Origin of the sequence: Vibrio cholerae, assembly GCF_008369605.1 — a bacterium.
In the GTDB taxonomy this organism is placed as follows: domain Bacteria; phylum Pseudomonadota; class Gammaproteobacteria; order Enterobacterales; family Vibrionaceae; genus Vibrio; species Vibrio cholerae.
Genome location: NZ_CP043554.1, coordinates 2,057,638 through 2,078,595 on the forward strand (window position 1 = coordinate 2,057,638; position 20,958 = coordinate 2,078,595).

The 20,958-nt window shown below is 47.5% G+C and carries 20 protein-coding genes; 10 read left to right on the forward strand and 10 right to left on the reverse strand.

Annotation, left to right across the window (positions count from 1 at the left end):
• Positions 1-74: 74 nt before the first annotated feature.
• From treB to gmhB, 3 genes are all read right to left on the reverse strand, one after another.
• Positions 75-1,499, reverse strand: a complete 1,425-nt coding sequence (gene treB / locus F0316_RS09530; protein WP_000034054.1) for a PTS trehalose transporter subunit IIBC — start codon at positions 1,497-1,499, stop codon at positions 75-77.
• A gap of 248 nt (positions 1,500-1,747) precedes the next feature.
• Positions 1,748-2,698: a trehalose operon repressor TreR gene (gene treR, locus F0316_RS09535; protein ID WP_001080438.1), complete on the reverse strand. Its 951-nt coding sequence runs from the start codon at positions 2,696-2,698 to the stop codon at positions 1,748-1,750.
• 64 nt (positions 2,699-2,762) lie between these two features.
• Positions 2,763-3,323 carry a D-glycero-beta-D-manno-heptose 1,7-bisphosphate 7-phosphatase gene (gene gmhB / locus F0316_RS09540; protein ID WP_001108094.1) on the reverse strand — a complete coding sequence of 187 codons (561 nt, stop codon included), beginning with the start codon at positions 3,321-3,323 and terminating at the stop codon, positions 2,763-2,765.
• Positions 3,324-3,558: 235 nt separating this feature from the next.
• On the opposite strand from gmhB, the gene metN reads away from it, so the two are divergent.
• The 3 genes from metN to metQ are packed head-to-tail and all read left to right on the forward strand — an operon-like array spanning position 3,559 to position 6,106.
• Positions 3,559-4,593, forward strand: coding sequence for a methionine ABC transporter ATP-binding protein MetN (gene metN, locus F0316_RS09545; RefSeq protein WP_149560442.1), 1,035 nt, complete (start codon positions 3,559-3,561; stop codon positions 4,591-4,593).
• Positions 4,583-5,260 carry a methionine ABC transporter permease gene (locus tag F0316_RS09550; RefSeq protein ID WP_000009572.1) on the forward strand — a complete coding sequence of 226 codons (678 nt, stop codon included), beginning with the start codon at positions 4,583-4,585 and terminating at the stop codon, positions 5,258-5,260. The genes metN and F0316_RS09550 overlap by 11 nt, the downstream gene beginning before the upstream one ends.
• Positions 5,261-5,296: 36 nt before the next feature.
• A complete protein-coding gene (gene metQ / locus F0316_RS09555; RefSeq protein WP_000672706.1) occupies positions 5,297-6,106 on the forward strand; it encodes a methionine ABC transporter substrate-binding lipoprotein MetQ in 810 nt (269 codons plus the stop codon).
• 132 nt (positions 6,107-6,238) lie between these two features.
• On the opposite strand, the gene F0316_RS09560 is transcribed toward metQ, so the two are convergent.
• Both F0316_RS09560 and syd read right to left on the reverse strand, forming a co-directional pair.
• Positions 6,239-7,015, reverse strand: a complete 777-nt coding sequence (locus tag F0316_RS09560; protein ID WP_000289667.1) for a Zn-ribbon-containing protein — start codon at positions 7,013-7,015, stop codon at positions 6,239-6,241.
• A gap of 1 nt (position 7,016) precedes the next feature.
• Positions 7,017-7,565, reverse strand: a complete 549-nt coding sequence (gene syd, locus F0316_RS09565) for a SecY-interacting protein (RefSeq protein WP_172626007.1) — start codon at positions 7,563-7,565, stop codon at positions 7,017-7,019.
• Between the two features lie 96 nt (positions 7,566-7,661).
• Between syd and queF the strand changes: the two genes are divergently transcribed.
• The 5 genes from queF (at position 7,662) to xni (ending at position 14,927) form a co-directional block, all read left to right on the forward strand.
• Positions 7,662-8,507, forward strand: a complete 846-nt coding sequence (gene queF, locus F0316_RS09570) for an NADPH-dependent 7-cyano-7-deazaguanine reductase QueF (protein WP_000049894.1) — start codon at positions 7,662-7,664, stop codon at positions 8,505-8,507.
• 14 nt (positions 8,508-8,521) lie between these two features.
• Positions 8,522-10,783, forward strand: a complete 2,262-nt coding sequence (locus F0316_RS09575; RefSeq protein ID WP_001211755.1) for a tetratricopeptide repeat protein — start codon at positions 8,522-8,524, stop codon at positions 10,781-10,783.
• A gap of 110 nt (positions 10,784-10,893) precedes the next feature.
• On the forward strand, positions 10,894-12,459 hold the full coding sequence (locus F0316_RS09580) for a GGDEF domain-containing protein (protein WP_000538431.1): 1,566 nt from the start codon (positions 10,894-10,896) through the stop codon (positions 12,457-12,459).
• Positions 12,460-12,678: 219 nt separating this feature from the next.
• The gene (gene ppnN / locus F0316_RS09585; RefSeq protein WP_000586703.1) at positions 12,679-14,037 is read left to right on the forward strand and encodes a nucleotide 5'-monophosphate nucleosidase PpnN; all 1,359 of its coding nucleotides are present in this window, start codon (positions 12,679-12,681) and stop codon (positions 14,035-14,037) included.
• 110 nt (positions 14,038-14,147) lie between these two features.
• Entirely contained in the window at positions 14,148-14,927 is a 780-nt protein-coding gene (xni, locus tag F0316_RS09590) for a flap endonuclease Xni (protein WP_000052134.1), read from the forward strand.
• A gap of 30 nt (positions 14,928-14,957) precedes the next feature.
• On the opposite strand, the gene F0316_RS09595 is transcribed toward xni, so the two are convergent.
• From F0316_RS09595 to pomA, 5 genes are all read right to left on the reverse strand, one after another.
• Positions 14,958-15,344 (reverse strand): DUF423 domain-containing protein, encoded by a 387-nt coding sequence (locus tag F0316_RS09595; RefSeq protein WP_001086368.1) that lies wholly within the window; start codon positions 15,342-15,344, stop codon positions 14,958-14,960.
• A gap of 21 nt (positions 15,345-15,365) precedes the next feature.
• Positions 15,366-16,286, reverse strand: coding sequence for a transcriptional regulator GcvA (locus tag F0316_RS09600; RefSeq protein ID WP_000091135.1), 921 nt, complete (start codon positions 16,284-16,286; stop codon positions 15,366-15,368).
• Between the two features lie 605 nt (positions 16,287-16,891).
• Complete coding sequence (thiI, locus tag F0316_RS09610; protein WP_000668924.1) at positions 16,892-18,343, reverse strand: tRNA uracil 4-sulfurtransferase ThiI; 1,452 nt, start codon at positions 18,341-18,343, stop codon at positions 16,892-16,894.
• 303 nt (positions 18,344-18,646) lie between these two features.
• The gene (locus tag F0316_RS09615) at positions 18,647-19,603 is read right to left on the reverse strand and encodes a flagellar motor protein MotB (RefSeq protein WP_000340821.1); all 957 of its coding nucleotides are present in this window, start codon (positions 19,601-19,603) and stop codon (positions 18,647-18,649) included.
• 11 nt (positions 19,604-19,614) lie between these two features.
• The gene (pomA, locus tag F0316_RS09620; RefSeq protein ID WP_001922974.1) at positions 19,615-20,328 is read right to left on the reverse strand and encodes a flagellar motor protein PomA; all 714 of its coding nucleotides are present in this window, start codon (positions 20,326-20,328) and stop codon (positions 19,615-19,617) included.
• Between pomA and F0316_RS20000 the strand changes: the two genes are divergently transcribed.
• On the forward strand, positions 20,237-20,446 hold the full coding sequence (locus F0316_RS20000) for a hypothetical protein (protein ID WP_001885989.1): 210 nt from the start codon (positions 20,237-20,239) through the stop codon (positions 20,444-20,446). The genes pomA and F0316_RS20000 overlap by 92 nt on opposite strands.
• 247 nt (positions 20,447-20,693) lie before the next feature.
• Entirely contained in the window at positions 20,694-20,936 is a 243-nt protein-coding gene (gene xseB, locus F0316_RS09625; RefSeq protein ID WP_149560444.1) for an exodeoxyribonuclease VII small subunit, read from the forward strand.
• The last annotated feature ends 22 nt before the right edge of the window (positions 20,937-20,958 follow it).

Genomic DNA, 20,958 nt, shown 5'->3' on the forward strand with positions numbered 1-20,958 from the left:
TCTCACTTACTCAAAAAAATTGACTCAAAAACAGAGAAAGGAGTGGCGCAAACCACTCCTAAATCGGGTAGAGATTAGGCAGCCGAAACGGCCAGTTTGCCTGAACTCTGTGCGCGCTTGTACATCAGCAGAGTCAATGCTGCAGGTACCAAAATCGCAATTAGCATGGCGACGAGGTAAATACTCCAAAACTGCGGCTGAATCGAGAGAATACCCGGCAAGCCGCCGACACCGATACCGTTGGCCATTACACCTGCGCTACCACAGACTGCGGCAGCCAAAGCACTGCCGATCATTGCGCTCAGCATAGGGAATTTGTATTTAAGGTTGATACCGTACATAGCAGGTTCAGTTACACCAAGGTAAGCGGAAATCGCCGCCGGTACAGAAATGTCCCGTTCGCCCTGCTTTTTACTGATGATAATGATGCCCACTACTGCCGATGCTTGCGCAATGTTAGATAGCGCGATCAATGGCCAAATCGGCGTACCACCAAGCTCTTGCATCAGCTGCAGATCCACCGCGTTAGTGGTGTGGTGAATGCCAGTAATCACGAGAGGAGCATACAGGAAGCCAAACAGCGTCGAACCAATCACCGCGAAATCACCCGTCATTGCCGCTTTCGCTGCAAATGCCACACCATCACCAATCACGCGACCAAATGGGCCGATGAAGGCGTGAGCAAGCACCACTGACACAATGATTGATACAAACGGCACCACTACCAGATAGAGGTAAGAAGGCACCACACGTCTTAAATTATTTTCAATAAAGGCTAATGCCACACCAGCCAAGATAGCAGGGATAACCTGAGCTTGGTAACCCACTTTTTCAATCGCAAACAGCCCGAAATCCCATACTTCTGGCACTTCTTTACCGATCAGGTAAGCGTTCATCAATTGCGGAGAAACCAGTGTTACCCCAAGGGTAATACCGAGGATTGGCGTACCGCCAAGTTTTTTCACGGTTGACCAGCAAACACCGACAGGTAAAAAGAAGAAAATCGCTTCGCCAATCAGCCACAAGAACGCATGAACCGATGCCCAAAACTGACTGATTTCAGTCAGCGTTTTGCCATCAAACATGCGAATGTCACCTATCACATTACGAAAACCGAGGATCAAACCACCGGTGATGATCGCAGGCAGCAGTGGCACAAAAATTTCAGCCAAATGGGAAATACCACGCTCTAGCACATTCATGTTTTGACGCGCTGCGACTTTGGCATCGTCTTTGGAAACGGCTTGTTTCCCGGTTTGTTCCAGCAGCATTTTGTACACTTGATCAACTTCAGTGCCAATGACTACCTGAAATTGCCCCGCATTGGTAAAGCAGCCCTTTACCATGCTCAGCGCTTCCAAACCCGCCTTGTCAGCCTGCTCTGGCTGATTCAGCACAAAGCGTAAGCGTGTCAAACAGTGAGTAACGCTCGCAATATTGCTTTCGCCTCCCACCAATTCGATAAGACGCGTCACGTCTTGTTTCGCTATCTTGCTCATATCCTCGTCCACCCTATTGAATTATTATCATTGCAGCAATTGGGAACAGTCCCAAATCAATTGGTGCGATATTGACACAATGCATAACAGATAAAAATGGGAACAATCCCATTAATTGAATGGGATCACACTGTGCGTTATTTATGCGTCAATTTAGTGTAGTAAAAAGAGAGGCAAAATCACGAAAGTGGCGAAAAAGCCACTGATGAGGAGCCGAATGAAAGCACCGAATTAAAGAAAGAATAGGCTTAGCGTGACACTGGCATTTGGGTCAAATGCACACAGCCATGGTCAGAGCCGCATAGCTGCTCAATCAGCAGATCTGCCGCCAGTTTTCCGGCCTCACGATAACCAGGATCGACACTGAATATGTTCGGAAACAGGAAAGAGAGCAACTCATTACCACCAACCCCCGTCACCACTACGTCATCTCGCTGCAGCTCTTGCAAACGCTTAATCACACCGAGCGCCAAAGTATCACTCGCGCACACAATCGCTTGGGTTTGCTCAGTCAGCACTTTATCTACCAGCAGATAAGCACTTTCATGATGCAGTTGTCCGGTTTGGTAATTCGCCACAATCTCATGCTCAACACACCAATTGAGATAGGCGTTGAGTCGCTGCTCACCCGTGGTTTTGTCACGTGGGTCGACCCCAATGAAGGCAATATCGCGTAACTGTTTTTGTGCCAAATGCTGCAGCGCACGCTCAATCACCCCAGCATTATCATAATTGATAGAGGAAATCTCATCACTGTGCATGGCCAAGAGCACGCAGCGATGCTGCCAACTGAGTAAGGCATCATGATCGATGTCGGTAAAGCCAAACACAATGACGCCATCCACTTGCCGCTTGGCGAGCACTTTTAAGTGAGCATTGGTTTTTTCGCGGCTAAATTGGCTTTCCATGATCACCACATCGTAGCCGTGAGCATAGAAAGCTTGCAGCATAGTGCTGACTGCTTTGTTTTCAGAAGGAGAATCCAGACGTGAAATAATGATGCCCACGACTTTCTGACTACCACCACGCATGGTTTGTGCCGATTTAGAGGGCACATACCCCGACTCTGCAATCACCTGCTCTACTTTAGCGCGGGTTTCAGGCTTCACTTTAGGATCATTGGTTAACACGCGCGAAACGGTAGATTTACCGACGCCTGAAAGTCTAGCAATGTCTAAAATAGTCAGTTTTCGATTCATGCGTTTGTATTGGTATTCATTGATAAGAAAAGAATGAGCGGTCAATAAGGTCACTGAAGCGACCTTATTTTTTCACTCGCAGTAGATAATGAGGCACATCGCGAATGCTATCGAGCACCACGGTCGCTAAGGCTTCACCTTGCTCTGTGATTGGCTTACCGGTGCGCACCAAAATCTTAGTGCCTACACCCGCCGCTTCAGCTGCCATCATATCTTCGGCTTTGTCACCGACCATCACCGAATTGGCCATGTCGATGTTCAGGAAATCACGCGCCGAAAGAAACATGCCCGGCTTAGGTTTACGGCAATCACACTCTTCTTTGTATTGCCCAATACCATGTTCAGCATGGTGCGGACAGTAATAGATACCATCAAACTCAACACCATTATCGGCAAAGTTCCAGTCCATCCATTGGGTGAGAGAAATGAAACGCTCTTCGCTAAATTTGCCGCGCGCAATACCGGATTGATTGGTGACCAGCACCAACAAATACCCCATACGCTGCAAAGCCGCAGTCGCTTCAAATACACCTTCAATAAATTGGAAATCGTGCTCATCATGCACGTAACCATGATCGACGTTGATCACGCCATCACGATCCAGAAATACGGCGGGTTTGGCCAAAATGCTATCTCTTTCAAGTCACTTTGCGCGAATTATTGCACGCTTTATTTTTTTCATCACTATCTATATTTTTTTCGTCACTATCTAATAACCTTCTCGTCTAATCACTCATAACCATTTAGACGTCTAGACGTAAAAATATCTATTGACTTAAACTCAGCAAGCCCATAGCATCGACTACCAATTGAGGAAGAGGCCGATAGATTATTCTGCCTTGAGCAGTACAGGGTTGCACATGATTGAGATTAAAAGCGTAAATAAGGTGTTCTATCAGGGGGATAAGCAAATCCACGCCCTGAAAGATATCAATTTATTGATTCCACAAGGTACAATTTTTGGGGTGATTGGCTCATCCGGTGCTGGGAAAAGTACGCTGATCCGTTGTGTCAACATGCTAGAAAAACCGACTAGCGGCCAAGTGATTGTCGATGGCGTAGATTTAACCACGCTCAATAATCCACAACTGTGCGCAGCCCGCCGTAACATCGGCATGATTTTTCAACATTTTAATCTGCTTTCATCACGCACTGTGTTTGAAAATGTGGCTCTGCCGCTGGAGTTAGCGAGTCAATCACAACAACGGATAGAAACTAAAGTCACGGAATTGCTGGCACTGGTTGGTCTCTCTGAGAAAAGAGAGAGCTACCCGGCGAATCTTTCTGGCGGCCAGAAGCAACGTGTCGCGATTGCTCGCGCTTTGGCAAGCGATCCCAAAGTATTGCTGTGTGATGAAGCCACCAGCGCACTAGACCCAGCGACAACGCAGTCGATTTTAGAACTGCTTAAAGAGATTAACCGTCAGCTTAACCTGACCATTTTGCTGATTACCCATGAAATGGATGTGGTGAAAAGCATCTGTCATGAAGTGGCGATCATTGGTGGCGGTGAGCTGGTTGAGAAAGGCACGGTCGGCGATATTTTTGCCCACCCGAAAACCGAGCTGGCACATCAATTCATCCGCTCAACCTTGGATTTATCGATTCCTGAAGATTACCAAGTGCGCTTACAGCCAACTCGCGTGGCAGGCAGCTACCCACTGGTGCGTTTGGAATTTACCGGCGCCACCGTGGATGCACCACTGATGACGCAAATTGCTCGCAAATACAATATTGATGTCAGCATTCTTAGCTCAGATCTGGATTACGCCGGCGGCGTGAAGTTTGGCATGATGGTCGCTGAAATTTTTGGTAATGCCGACGATGATGAAGCCGCGATTCGTTATCTGCGCGAAAACAACGTTAAAGTAGAGGTGCTAGGTTATGTCCTTTAATACGATTGCACAATGGTTTGCACTCAATAGCGACCTACTGTTAACCGCCACATGGCAAACACTGTATATGGTCGCGATTGCCGGTGCGGTGGGTTTTGCGCTCGGGATTCCGCTAGGTGTGATTCTCCATACCACCAAAAAAGAGGGCTTACTGGAAAACCTACCGCTGAACCGTGTACTCGGCGCCGTGGTTAACATCGGTCGCTCGGTGCCCTTTTTGGTGTTGATGGTCGCCATCATCCCTGTCACCAAACTGATTGTCGGCACTTTTATCGGTACCACTGCGGCCATTGTGCCACTCACGATTGGGGCGATTCCGTTTGTAGCGCGCCTGATTGAGAGTGCGCTGCTTGAAGTGCCAACCGGCTTAGTGGAAGCGGCGCAATCTATGGGTGCGACGCCACTGCAAATCATTCGTAAGGTACTGCTGCCTGAAGCGCTGCCGACGATTTTAAACTCAGTCACGATTACTCTCGTGACACTGGTCAGCTACTCAGCCATGGCGGGTACCGTTGGCGGTGGTGGTCTGGGCGATGTGGCGATCCGCTATGGATTCCACCGTTACGACATCACCATCATGGCGGTCACTGTGGTCATGCTGATTGTACTGGTACAAATTATTCAATCCATCGGTGATGCGTTGGTACGCCGCGTCGATCATCGATAAGTAAAACAAAAGCCTTTTTTGAACAAGGAGTTCATCATGAAGTTTAGCCTGAAAAGTTTACTGACTATCGCTGCTGCAGCCTCAACCCTAATTTTGGCCGGCTGCGGTGAAAAAGCCGTAGATAACAACAAAGTGAAAATTGGTGTTATGGCAGGGGCGGAAGCACAAGTTGCGGAAGTGGCAGCCAAAGTGGCTAAAGAAAAATACAATCTGGATGTCGAATTGGTGACTTTCACCGACTACGTAACACCAAACGCGGCATTAGATGATGGTTCTATCGATGCGAACGCATTCCAACACAAACCTTATCTCGATAAGCAAATTGCCGATCGTGGTTACAAGCTAGCGATCGTCGGTAACACCTTTGTTTACCCGATTGCAGGTTACTCAAAACAGATCAAATCGGTTGATGAACTACAAGATGGCGCGCGCATTGCGGTTCCAAACGATCCAACTAACCTAGGTCGCTCACTGCTGCTGTTGCAACAACAAGGTCTGCTCAAACTGCGTGAAGACGTCGGTCTACTAGCAACCGTACGTGACATCGTTGAAAATCCAAAGAAACTTGAGATCCTCGAGTTAGATGCAGCCCAGCTACCACGCTCACTGGATGATGTGGCTCTGTCTATCATCAACACCACTTACGCGAGCTCAATCAACCTGACCCCAGAAAAAGATGGCATCTTCGTTGAAAACAAAGAGTCACCTTACGTCAATATTTTGGTTGCCCGTGAAGCAAACGTGAACGCCGAAAACGTACAAAACTTCAAGAAAGCCTACCAAACCGATGAAGTCGCTAAAGCCGCGTCTGAAATCTTCCAAGGTGGCGCCGTAAAAGGCTGGTAATCGCCATTTCTAATGGTCTTCCCGCTTAAAAACAGAAAAGGTTGGCGCTACGCCAACCTTTTTTATTACTGAGTGCTTTGAATACGAATAGAGAAAAGATGAATGCGGGGGCATGAAGGTGCATCCAGCACTCTATTTCAAGTGATCCCAAGAAATATTGGAGACAATCCGGCACGGCTCACAACGGAAATGGAAGATGTCGTGCAGTGGCTCATCCAATAACCACTCTCCGCCGCACTTAGGGCAAGGGCGCGCTTTTTCTTGCGCAAGGCTACTGCCTCCCACCCGATACTGATAGTAATAGGTCGGCACTTGAGTCAAAAATTCAATCCGGCCACGTAAATCCCAACCTCGGCGGAACAAATCACTGTCCACATCGCAAATCTCATGCAGCGCAGCATGCTCCGCTTTGCACGCTCCGGCCATTTGCAATTCATCACACGCTTGCCACTCGGTTTGCCATTTGATCACCGCTTTGTGATCACCATTAAAGGTCGGCGGATTACGATACAGAGGAATAGGCAACAGACTTTCACCGCTGCGCAGTGGTGAACACGTATGCACATAGGTGGTGTAAAGCACCTGCCAACTCGGCATTTCCTCTTCCGCGGCTTGTTCTGAGTTGATGTCTAACCCCAGCACGCGAACTTTCGGCGCGAGCAAACTGGCCTCACTCAAACGGCTCACACAAACTTCAACGTATTCGGAATGAAATTTCGGGTGCAAGCTCTCTTTTTCAGGGCAGACGGCGCGCACGTAAAACACTCCGTCACCCAGCACAATCGGAAACTCGCGCCCCAATACTTGTCCGTTATAGCGCAGCGCATCCATCAAGCCGTTGATGGCTTTATCCACGGCGCTGATGGTGGTGTTATCAAAACACTCAAACTCCAACTCAACCACGTACATCTCAATTCACCTTTGGTTCAAGCTGTTCTAAAAACGTCTCAAGATCGGCAGTCAATACTTCACGCTGCGCTGTCCCTAATTTCTCGAGGATCACATTACCACTCAGGTTACACACTGAAATCACTGCCATTTCATCCTCGGTAGTGGCGATAAATACGGTTGGCTTTTGCTTTAAGCGGCGCTGCATCACCAAATGCCCCAAGATGTTTTCCTGCAGGCGGGTGAAATCGTCTTCACTCCATACTTGCAGCAAAGTCAGCTCTCGGCCTCGCCACTGCGCAGGCATATCAGCACTAAACTGGCTGGCGTAAAATGCTTTAATATCCTCGTGCAGCGTGAGCTCAATCGCCCGCTCGACATTACTGAAATCTGCCCAAACCTCACGATTGACGGGACGCCAGCGCACCACATCGGTCAGCTCTTCGACCACACAAGGCGAAGACAGTCCCAATAATTCATCATTTTCCGGTAATTGGCCGGTTTGCTGGGCACAATGTTGTAGAAAACGCTGACTGAATGCACTCAATGCTTGCACTACGCTTTGCGTCATAATCATCTCCATGTTGAGTTTGCGCCGCCTCGTTAATGACACTGGCACTGGGATTGCGTAAAATTCTGCACATTCTAATTGAATCGACTGAAAAACATGAGCAAATATTCCGATGCCAAAGAGCTGGCAAGCTTAACTCTGGGTAAAAAAACCGAGTATGCCAACCAGTATGACCCAAGCTTACTGCAACCTGTGCCACGCAGCTTGAACCGCAATGATCTGCATCTTAGCGCGACTCTGCCTTTTCAAGGCTGCGATATTTGGACGCTGTATGAGCTCTCTTGGCTCAATCAGAAAGGCCTGCCCCAAGTGGCGATCGGAGAAGTGTCGATTCCAGCGACCAGTGCCAATTTGATCGAATCCAAATCGTTCAAGCTCTATCTCAACAGCTACAATCAGACTCGTTTTGCGTCTTGGGATGAGGTGCAAACGCGCTTAGTGCACGATCTTTCGGCCTGCGCCGGTGAAACCGTGACCGTAAAAGTCAAACCACTGAGTGATTACACCGCAGAGCCGATAGTGACCATGCAAGGCGAGTGCATTGATGATCAAGATATTGAAATCGCTAACTACGAGTTTGACGATGCCTTGCTGCAAGGTGCAGCACAGGGTGAAAAAGTCAGCGAAGTACTGCACAGCCATTTGCTTAAATCGAACTGCCTAATCACCAATCAACCCGACTGGGGGAGCGTCGAAATTGCGTATCACGGCGCTAAGATGAATCGTGAAGCCTTACTGCGTTATCTTGTCTCTTTCCGTGAGCATAATGAGTTTCATGAGCAGTGTGTTGAGCGTATTTTCACCGACATTATGCGCTACTGCCAACCACAGAGTTTGACCGTGTATGCGCGTTACACTCGACGCGGTGGTTTAGATATCAACCCATTCCGCTCCAGCCACCAGTCAGCACCGAACCATAATCAACGCATGGCGCGACAATAAGGATACGACTTAGGATGAGATTTCTGCGCTGGATAACCATAGCGACCTTACTTCTGGCTTCAAGTTGGGCTCAGGCCACGATTTACTCTTCACCTATGCTCAATGAAGCTAGCGGCTTGGTCGAGGTCTCACCCTTACAAGCAAAAAAAATGGCGCAGCAGTACCTTAATGAGCGCCATTTAGCCGAGAAACAGGAAAAACACCCCGCCACAATTGCTCGAGATGAAGCCGACAGCCGGACACGCACACCCGGCAGTACGGTCGATGCCTTGATGATTTTGGCGCTCGCCTTGGATAATCTTGGTGAACATGAACAAGCGCAACAGATTTTGCGCGATGCCAATGCACTGACTGAACAATACCAACTCCCCTATCTACACCTCGATGTGCAAATCCTTAGCACTCGTCTTATTTGGCAAAAAGAGGGCGATGCACAGGCCGCGCGCGAAAGAATACAGAAGATCAATGAGCAGTATCAGGTGATCGAAAATGCCGATCAAATCGCCAAAGGCATTGATTACAAACTTACGTTACTCAGTGCCGAAATCGCCTCAAAAGCCAATGAGCTTGAATTGGCCGATAAGCTGTTTGCCAAGGCCAAACCCTATCTTGACACCTTACAAAACGAAAAACCGGCCATTGAGTATCACCTAACCTTAGGTGAGCACAATCTTAGCCATGGACGTTACAACCTGGCGCTTTCCGAATTGCTGATCGCCTACTGGAGTGCTATTGAGAACAACGCCGGCGTGCTGTTAGCGCAAGCAAACACACTGCTAGGCAAACTGTTTTTCAATCGCCAAGTGTTAGATAAAGCACTCGATCACTTCTCACAAGCGGCAGACTTTTATGGCCGCTACGAACAATCGCCATTTTTATCTGCTGTTCTCAAACAAATGGGTGATGTCTACTACCAGCAAGGCAAATATAACTTAGCTTTGGTGCATTATTTCAATGTGATTGACCATCAAAATAATCAATCGTCACTCAGTGATGAAATTGAAATTCGCATCAATCTCTCCGCTACCTATTTACAACTCTACAACTACCCCGTTGCTGAGCAGTATTTAACCAGCGCTGAAGAGCTATTAGGAATGGCTGATATTCCTCGTTTAAATGGGCACGCCGCCTTACTGCATTCAGGGTTGGCTTATTATCAAGAAATAAATCAGGATATCGTTCGTTATGCAGAAATGGCACTGCATATTGGTCAATCGATTCAAGATGACGAACTTCAAGAGCAAGCTTACCGTTTACTTTCTCTCGGTTATGAAAGAACCGGCTCAGCCGCCAAAGCGCTAGACAATTTTAAAAAGAGTCAGGTTCTCGCCCAAAAACGACAAAATAAGCTTAACCAAATCAGTGAAGATGCATTTCGTCAGCAACGGGAGTTTATTGAACAGACCTTGCATTTAGTTGGACAAGAAAAACAGCTGCAAGAGACCAACAATCAATTCAGCCAATTACGTAAAGTGGCTTTGTTTTTACTGAGCATTAGCTTAGTACTTTTTCTGATTACTTTGCGACGCGGTTATCTTATTCAAGGCTTTCAAGATCAAATCTCTGAGTTGCATGACACTTTATTTACTCATTCGAGATCGCGCCTAAGCAATCTACGTATGCTGAATGCGAAGTTACCCAGTTCATTAGAAAACAGTAACCGTAACTATGAACAGTGGCAGCTAGGGGAGCTCATTCGTCAACCGCTCAACGATAGACTGCGTTTTGTGCTGATCGATATTCCTTTCATGCGCAACATGTATCTGCAAAATGGTTATACCGCCGGTTTAGAATTAGAGCGCGCTTTTGGTAAATTTCTTAAAACTAAAATAAAAGAACCCGATCGGTTGTACCATTTTTCAGATGCAAGCCTGTTGTATATCGAAAAAAATGGCAGCGAGCGAAGTGAACCAGAAATATTATTCAACCAGATTCAATCTTGGCTGAATGATTTTGCACCAGAAAGAAAAATAAACCGAATAGTTCGAATTGGTATTGCCGATTACCCATTTTTACCGCGGGCTTATACCGCCATCAATGATAAAGAATTGTTGGATATTTTGTTGATGGCAACCAATATCGCCAGAGAGTTAAGCTTGAGTGAAGGCCAAAGTCATTGGGTCTATTTTAAAGCGATTGATAATGCCCCAGCCGCCAGCTTTGCTTCGGAAAATATTCGACTTTCTTGTAAACAAGCAATAAATCAAGGGCTGATCAAAGTTCACTCTTCTTATAAGAATGAGGACAACATCAAAAAACTCTTAAAAGATGGATAAATGCTGCCCAGTCGGCATAAACACTGGGTGACGCCAGCAAAATATTTGTTATTATCGACAAATCAATAAATAGGATCAGGATTGATCCTCAACTATCCAGTTTGTTGTACATGGGCGTTCTAGAACAAGATATCCAAGCAGAGCTTCAAAAACTGAAATCTCAGTTAGAACAAGTACGTTTGACACAAAGGGATACTTCGTTCAAATTTAACCGAGAGCAGCAAGTTCTTAAACGAATGGTCACTTCCTTGGCTACGACTTGCCGCGGCAGTAGCTCTCGACTAAACCAAAGTTTAGAAGAACTCTGTTTTGCATTAGAACAACAAAAAGACATCAGTACGCTGATCCCGAAATTAGCCGTACTGGAACGCATGTTGAAACAACAGTCATTGGCCATGGACAAACAAACGAGTCATCTGGATAGCCAGCTACAGCACAGTGGTGAAACGCTACTGCGCGTCCCCGGCTTACCCGCCAAGATCAAACGCGATCTTCGAGATCTGCTGAGTTTTAGCGCCGCACAGCCGCTGGAAAAAACTCAGCAAGCTTTGCGTTTGCTGGAAATTTATGAACGCGCGGTCAAAATTCAATGTGCCAATCCCAATCTGGCGCTCAATGAGCTTACTCAACAAGCGGATCGAGAACTGCTGCATCGACTTGCCGTTGATTTACAACACTTGATTACTGAGTTGGATTTCAATGGTGAATCGGGTGATCAACTGACCGATATCCGAACCAAGCTTCTGCTTGGCGTCAATACCCATACCCTGCTTGAGCTCACCCTTGAAGTACTGCGTTTAGTCGTCGATGGAAGCCATGCTGAGCGCAAAGCAGCCGAAGCCTTTCTCGAGCAAGTGAATCTCTCGATTGGCAATAACCTAAAAAGCGCGACTCAAAATCTTGAGCAAAACCAGAGTTACATGGCACACCGCCAAGAGATGAATGGCGAGCTGAGCAGTTTAGTGGCTCGTAGCCAGACCGCGCTCAAAGAACAGACGGAGCTAGAACAGCTCAAGCTGAAAATGGCGCCTTTACTGCGCGAGATGTCTTCACTTTCTGAACGCTTACTCTTAGCGGAGCAACGTGAGCAAGCCCTACTTGAGCGTATGCGCTATAGCAAAGATCAGATGGAAGCCCTGTCTGATTTGGCACAAGATTATCGTCGCCGCCTTGAAGATCAAGCATTGCGCGCGCAACTCGATCCTCTGACCAAAGTGTACAACCGCAGTAGCTTTACTGAGCGACTTGAACATGAGTATCGCCGCTGGATCCGTACGCAACACAATTTGCGGGTAGTGCTGTTTGATATTGATAAATTCAAATCGATCAACGACAGCTTTGGCTATACCGCAGGCGATAAGGCCTTGAGTATCATTGCTCGCACCATCAAAAAAGAATTACGAGACAGTGACACCGTGGCTCGCTTCTCTGGTGAAGAGTTCATTCTGTTACTGCCTGAACGCTCCGATAATGAGAGTTACCAGATTATTCACCAGATCCAGCTCAACGTGTCGAAACTACCGTTCAAGTTCCGCGATAAGAGCCTAACCATCACGCTGTCTGCGGCGAGTATCCGCTTCATGGATTCAGATACCCCCGAAACGGTTCTTGATCGTTTAAATCTGACGCTAAGTGAAGCCAAACATATCGGTCCAAGTCAGTTAGTTTGGAAATAACTGATTAATATTTAAGCTAATTAACTATTAATTTGTGCTCAATTTCACAATTACCCCCTCACTCTATTTTCTTACCTGACTAGATACCTCTAGATTGAAGCCAGATATATCAAGAGGTTATCACCCCCTTCTCTGGGTATCTCTGCTACTCTTGTTTTATAACAAATGCTCAACATCATGCTCTAGCATGACCTCAACCTCAGGTTGAAGGAGGACACTATGATTATTCAAGTCAGCCCAGCCGGCAGTATGGATCTACTGTCACAACTCGAAGTAGAACGTCTGAAAAAGACCGCCTCGAGTGATCTCTACCAACTTTATCGCAATTGCAGCCTTGCCGTGTTGAACTCAGGTAGCCACACGGATAACTCGAAAGAGTTGCTCGATAAATATAAGAATTTCGATATCACCGTCATGCGCCGTGAACGCGGCATCAAACTTGAGCTGGCGAATCCCCCCGAACATGCCTTTGTCGATGGACAGATCATTAAAGGGATCCAAGAACACCTCTTTTCTGTGCTGCGCGATATTGTTTACGTCAATATGCATTTAGCCGATAGCCAGCGCCTGAACCTGACTAACGCGACGCACATAACTAACCTCGTGTTTGGTATTTTGCGCAATGCCGGAGCACTGATTCCCGGAGCGACACCCAATCTCGTTGTATGCTGGGGTGGACATTCGATTAATGAAGTTGAGTACCAATACACTCGTGAAGTCGGCCATGAGCTCGGTTTACGTGAACTGAACATCTGTACTGGTTGTGGCCCCGGTGCGATGGAAGGCCCAATGAAAGGTGCGGCGGTCGGCCACGCCAAACAGCGTTATTCGGAATACCGCTACCTCGGATTGACCGAACCTTCAATTATTGCCGCCGAGCCGCCCAACCCTATCGTTAATGAGCTGGTGATCATGCCAGATATCGAAAAACGTTTGGAAGCGTTCGTGCGTATGGCACATGGCATCATCATTTTCCCCGGAGGTCCAGGTACGGCAGAAGAGCTACTGTATATCTTGGGCATTATGATGCACCCAGAAAACGCCGATCAGCCAATGCCTATTGTGCTGACAGGGCCAAAACAGAGTGAAGCGTATTTCCGCTCTTTGGATAAATTCATTACCGATACCTTGGGTGAAGCCGCTCGTAAGCATTACAGCATCGTCATCGATAATCCAGCGGAAGCGGCACGTATTATGAGTAATGCCATGCCACTGGTGCGTCAACATCGTAAAGATAAAGAAGATGCGTACAGTTTTAACTGGTCACTCAAAATTGAGCCGGAATTCCAACTGCCGTTTGAGCCTAACCACGAGAGCATGGCGAACCTTGATTTGCACTTAAACCAACGCCCAGAAGTGCTTGCAGCCAATCTGCGTCGAGCCTTCTCTGGCGTTGTGGCAGGCAACGTCAAAGCGGAAGGGATCCGTGAAATTGAACGCCACGGCCCCTTTGAAATGCATGGTGACCCAGTGTTAATGAAAAAAATGGATCAGCTACTCAATGATTTCGTTGCCCAAAACCGGATGAAACTTCCAGGCGGCAGCGCATACGAACCTTGCTATAAGATAGTGACTTAAACCTAAAGCCAATGTCTGCTCAAGCCAGAACTCGTCGCTTGGGTAGTAATCTTGACGGATTTGATTACAATAAGGGCCTCACAAGCCCTTATTTTTTATGGTTTTTGGTTATGTCTCTTCATCTTGTCATTATTGATGCGCTTAATTTGATCCGCCGCGTTCACTCCGCGCAACCCGATCCCAACGACATCACCAGAACCGCGGAAACCACAACACGCACTCTGCAGCGCATCATTAATGAAGCGCAGCCCAGTCATATGATCGCGGTGTTTGATCATCATTTATCTGATCGTGGCTGGCGCGCTGAGTTACTCCCAACTTACAAAGCCAATCGCAAACCCATGCCAGACGTTTTGCAGCAAGGACTAGACTCGATTCAAGATGCGTGGTGGCAACTGGGGATTGATTCGCTGTTATCGGAAGGCGATGAAGCGGACGATCTGGTTGCAACACTGGCTTGTAAAGTGGCGGCTCATCAAGAAAAAGTGACAATTATCTCGACCGATAAGGGCTACTGTCAGTTACTTTCTCCGACCTTACAAATCCGCGACTACTTTCAACAACGTTGGTTAGATGAGCCTTTTATCGCTCAGGAGTTTGGCGTTACTCCCGCACAATTAACCGACTATTGGGGATTAACGGGCGTCAGCTCAAGCCAAATTCCCGGCGTGGCCGGTATTGGCCCGAAAGCGGCGAAAGAGATTTTAAACCAGTTCTCGAGCATTGAAGAGGCGTATGCTAGCCCTGAACTACCGGCAAAATATCGCAAAAAACTCGATCCTCACATTGAAATGGCGCGCATCTGTAAACAAGTCAGTGCCTTGAAAACGGACATCGAGCTTGGGTTTAACTTGCAAGATATCCGTTTTAACTCATCGTCCGCGGACTAAATCCCCTCTGATTAGGCATCACAACACAGACTACTGACTTTTCCACGCCGCGTAACTAAACCAGATCCAGCCTAAGATGAACATCACGCCACCAAAAGGCGTGATAGGACCAAACCACTTCACTCCAGTGAGTGCGAGCGCGTACAAGCTACCGCTAAAACAGACGATCCCGACCAAGAAAAACTGTGCCGCGCGGCGAAAGCCTTTATGCGCGGCTTCATGGAGCGGCAGCAACAATAATATGCCGCACACGAGCAGAGCTAATGCATGGATAAATTGATACTGCACGCCCGTCTCAAACACATCGAGTAAATACGGGCTTAACATCTTTTTTAAACCGTGCGCCGCAAAGGCGCCTAAACCCACCGCAACACCCGATAGCAAGCCCCCGAGAGCGAGTAAATACTTACTGTTCATCCTTTACCTCATAACCCGAATTTACTGGTTGTGCTTATGTTGCAAAATATCCACTTGCTCACTGCGCGCCTTTTTCAGCATCCAATCGCGGAAAGTGGCGATCCGTCCCATATCCGCCTGCTTTTCATGGCACACCACATAGAAGGCGTTATTGGTCATCAATACCTCATCAAAAGGGGCAATCAAGCGACCAGCATCAATTTCTGGTTGCGCTAACACGTTATTGCCTAACGCAACACCTTGCCCATGCGCAGCCGCTTGCAACACCATGGTTGAGTGACTGAAGATCGGCCCATGGTTAACATTAACGTTATCAAGGCCGTTCTCTTTAGCAAATTGTTTCCAGTCTTTACGCGAGGTATCGTGCAACAAGGTGTGATAAGCCAAATCGCTTAACTTCTCCATTGGCTTGTTACCCAGCAACAACGCCGGAGAACAGAGAGGGATCAAAAACTCCTGATACAATTTATCGGCACGTAAGCCCGGCCAACTACCTCGGCCATAATAAATCGCCACATCCACATCATCAGTCAGCGAACCTTCATCCATATCGACGGCCTTAATGCGCACGTCAATATCCGGCTCTTGCTGGTTAAAATCCGCTAAACGTGGGACTAACCATTGAATCGCAAAACTCGGCGGCAAACTAATGGTCAGCGCCCCTTTTTCACTGCGCTCAAGTAATTTATCGGTCGCTTCAGCTAATGAACTAAAAATATCTTTTATGTCGAGGAAGTAACTTTGCCCTTCTTCGGTCAGCAATAAAGAGCGATTACGACGACGAAAGAGTTTCAAGCCTAAAAACTCTTCTAATGCTTTGATTTGGTGGCTAACTGCGGCCTGTGTCACAAATAATTCTTCAGCAGCTCGGGTAAAACTCAAATGGCGAGCGGCCGCTTCAAACACTTTTAACGAATTAAGGGGAGGCAATCTTCTGGACATAGCGGTACTCGGTTAAAGATTAGTTTTTTTAATCTGAAACATTATAAATTGTCCGTTGCTAACCGACCAGAGAAAATCTATATTTCACCGCGCAACGGCGGCCTGAACGGCTTGATTTCCTTGTAAATCAATAGGCTTAGTTGTTGCGATGTTGTGTTTGCAAACTCGAAATTCGAGTTAGGTAGTTTCTACCACCCGTTTTGTGCAGTTATCCCTGCCACAAAACAAATACTTCCTGTATTTATTTTTGACCTGTCTGTCAAATTTTTAGCACCGCCTTTAGGCGGTGTTTTTTTATCTGCATTTTTAGCTCCAACCAGTAAATACTACACTTATACACAAACTACTTGGCGTTGCAGATAGGCGGCAAGAGAGTGACAAATTTGTCTGGAACAAATTTGCACAGCCATCGGCTGGCCTTTGGTGAGAGCCAAGGATGGCTCTCATAATCCCCATAAGCATAGGCAAACTATGTGATTGGGGTGAACGAGCGTAGCCAACATCGCTGCAGCTTCAAGTAGGAAGGAGATAAAGCGAAAAAAACGCAGAGCCTGCTGAGCAAACTCTGCGTTTTATCCATTCATGATCGCGTTATGGGCAATGAACTATGGGCGATAAACTTTCACATTGTTAAACCCTTGCTCTTGCAGGTACAGCGCTTGTAAGCGGCTCATCACGCCACGTGAGCAGTACAGCAAGTAGGTTTTTGACTGATCGAGGTCACCAAATTGAGTCGCAAGCTTATAGAAAGGCAGATGCTTCACTTCCACACCCGCAATCTCTAGCGGGCTTTCGTCCTCTTCGTCTGGGCTACGAATATCCAGTACGACGGCGTTACCCTCTTCTGCGCTGTTAACCAACTCCACTTCAGGGGCTTTTTCCAGCGACTCTTTACCAATATCACGAATGTCGATTTGGCGCGCGTTGTACACCACTTGATCAAGCAGAGCAAAATCGAATTTGGCTTCTTCTTCTTCCAATTTCTCTTTTACCGCTTTTACGGTTGGGCTTTTTGAAATCACCCCGCAGAATTCAGGCATGGTTTTGGCGAAATCTTCCGTACCAATTTCACGCGCCAGACGGATGATGTCTTCTTTATCCCAGTTGATGAGCGGACGCAGAATCAAAGTATCGGTCACGTTATCGATATGGCGCAGGTTAGTCAGGGTTTGGCTAGAAACCTGGCCTAGCGCTTCACCCGTAACCAAAGCTTGAATGCCAAACTTCTCAGCCACCATACCGGCGGTGCGCATAAACATACGCTTGAGCACCACGCCCATTTGACCATCATCGATCTTCTCGAGGATCTCAGCCACCACAGGAGCAAAATCGATCGCGATAAATCGCACTTTGGCCGATGAACCGTATTTTTGCCACAGGTAGTAAGCGGTTTGCTTCACACCAATTTCGTGGGCGGGTCCCCCCAGATTAAAGAAGCAGTAATGCACTTTTGAACCACGTTTAATGTGCAGATAGCTCGACACACCGGAGTCGAAGCCACCAGAAATCAGGCTCAATACATCTTCTTGGGTACCCAGAGGGAAACCACCTAAACCTTTATGACGCGCAATCACTTGGTTGAGCAGCTCATCGACCACTTCCACTTGCACGGTCACGTCAGGGTTAATCAATTTTACCTTGGCACTGGCGATGGCTTGATTGAGGCCACCCCCAACATAACGTTCGAGTTCAATAGAGGTAAAATCATGCTTACCACGGCGTTTCGCGCGCACAACAAAGGTTTTGTTTTCGAGGTTAGCGCGATTTAGCTCCAGCACTTGCTCGTAGATGTTGTGCAGATCGGTAAAGGTTGATTGCTGCACTTCCAACACTTGCTGGATACCCGGTGTGGTCGTCAGAATCTCCAACACTTCGGCGTAATAAGTATCGCTGTTTGACGTCACTTCAATATGATCACGACGATTGAATACCGCCACCCCTTGTGTGCGGGCTTTCACAATAATTCGAATATTGCTCTCAAGGATCTTTGTGAAACGCTTACGTACCGATTCACTTTTCACAAAAATTTCCGGATGGGGTTTAACGATAAATTTCATACAGTTATTCGCAATCTGAGTTAGACAATCTGGCGAGCAGCAGGTAAACCTTGGCAAGGCGCTTACCGCTAAAGGGGCGCGATTATACACGATCACACTTTATTGAGAAAAGCCCATAAAAAAGACAAGCCCAATGGCTTGCCTTTTTTAGTTTACAGTCGGTGTGTATATACCCAAACTACTTGGAGTTGCAGGTAGGCGGCAAGTGAGTGAGTCCCCATGAGCATAGATAGACTATGTGATTGGGGTGAACGAACGTAGCCAACACCGCTGCAGCTTCAAGTAGGAAGGGTATACCTTCGGTTATTGTTGTCCACCGCCTAGTGAAGGAACCTCGTCACTGTAGACTGGATCGCCTTGCAAGATACTGATCTCAACGCGGCGGTTGGTTGCCCGTTGCGCTTCAGTATCATTGGGCCCTAACGGTTGGGTATCAGCCAATCCACGCACTTGCAGTCGTAGATGGTCAAAATCTTTGACCTTTTCCATCTCTTGCGCCACCGAAACTGCACGCTGTGCAGAGAGATCCCAGTTCGAGCGATACAGTTCAGAGTCCAGTTTCTGGTTATCGGTATGCCCTGTCACCCGCACTTTACCGGGAATGTCTTTGACCAACTCAGCGATTTGGCGTACCAGAGGACGGAACTTAGGTTGTAAGAATGCGGAACCTTCTGGGAACGCGCCTTTTTCGCGGATCCGAATGTCAATCTGCTGCCCCAAGTTTTCCACTTCAATGGCTCCTTGCTCAATCTCTCTAGACAGCGCTTTTTTGATGCTTTCCGCCACGGTTTCCATCTGCTCTGACATCGCTTGAGCTTGCTGCTGTTGCATTTCAGATTGAGTGTTTTGGTTATCTTGCACCGAAGTTTCTGCCGATTGACCGCCAGTAAGCTGACCGGAATCACGTTGATTACCGCCAGCTCGGTCTGATTCACCCTCTTGGAATTCCAAGGTTTGTTGGGTGATATCGATGGTTTGCTGCATGATCACATCAATCGGCGTCGGCTCTGGGCGACCGGGACGAAATTCTTGGGCAATAATACTGGTTCCTTTGGGAATATCTTTCACTTCCAAACGGTTTTGCACACCAAAGGCAAACTTCATTGAGCCAGCGATCTGCTTAAATTTCAGTACGTCCATCTCCGAAAACGAGAGCAAGAGTACGAAGAAGCACATCAGCAGTGACATCAAGTCCGCAAACGTCCCCAGCCATGCGGGCAAACCGGGAGGGGGACATTTACATTGTTGTTCGTCATCCATAGTCGGCTCCGCTACTCTTTATCAACATCAAGAATACGTTTACTTGCGTTGAGGTAGTTCTTCAAATAACTATCGATAACCCTTGGGTTCTGCCCATCTTGAATCGCTAAAACACCGTCCATGATCAGACGACGGTTGAGGGTTTCCTGATCACGACGCAGCGCGAGCTTGTCGGCAATCGGGAAGAAAATCATATTGGAAAGTACCGCACCGTACAGAGTCGTCAGCAAAGCAACCGCCATTGCAGGACCGATTGACTTGGGGTCGTCCATGTTAGATAACATGGCAACCAGACCAACCAGTGTCCCGATCATCCCCATCGCGGGTGCAACGTCACCAAAGGCGCGAAAAACTTGGGTTCCTTTGCTGTGGCGCTCATCGGTCAAGACAATATCTTTTTGCAAGGTGGCACGCACCACATCCGCATCATGGCCGTCCACCAAAAGGTCGATCCCTTTTTGCATGAAAGGATTGGGGATCTCCATCTCTTCCAACGCTAAAAAGCCACCTTTACGTGCGGCATCCGCCATCTCGACGATTTTGGCAATCAGATCTTCGGGAGCATCAGCTTTAAACATAAAGGCTTTACCAGCGATTTTGGCCGCACCAAAAAACTGCCCCATCTCGAACTTCATGAGTACGACGAAGACCGAACCGCCGACCACGATAAGAACTGATACCACGTCAACGAACATCATGATGCTGCCGCCTAGCACCATCGCCATGATAACGAAAGCCATGCCACCAATAAGACCAACCAGTGTTGCTAAATCCACGAAGCACTCCTCAGGCTACACATTCGCGATAATGAAAATCTTACCTTCATTATCGGCAACAGAATAAATTCTTTAACGAAATTGTCAGAATAGACGGTGAAAACCTTAGTCAAGTGTATACGTAAAACTGGCAGAGATGCACCTGTCACGCGCAGAGTTTTTAGCCTTCGAATTATGACTTTGTGGACTTTTTTCCATTTCGTTATCTGGCGCGGTAAAAAAGCCTTCTATTTCTGACAAAATCGCTTGGTTAAATTTGACCAGCCAAGCCCCCTGAGGTAACTTTCGTGCATCTTAAGTAAGGCATAAAAAATATGGCGAGCAAGAAACCGGAAAACATGTCCTTCGAGTCAACCATCGAAGAGCTGGAACAGTTGGTCGAACAGCTAGAAAGTGGCGATCTGGCACTGGACGAGGCACTGCGCAAATTCGAGCGTGGCATCTCTTTAGCCAGAGCTGGCAAGCTCAAACTAGACGATGCTGAGCAGCGTGTGCGGATTTTGCTCAGTAACAGTGATGATGCCCCGCTCAGCGATTTTAGCGATGTAGCAGAGTAAGCCGCTCCACCAGCCAGAACAA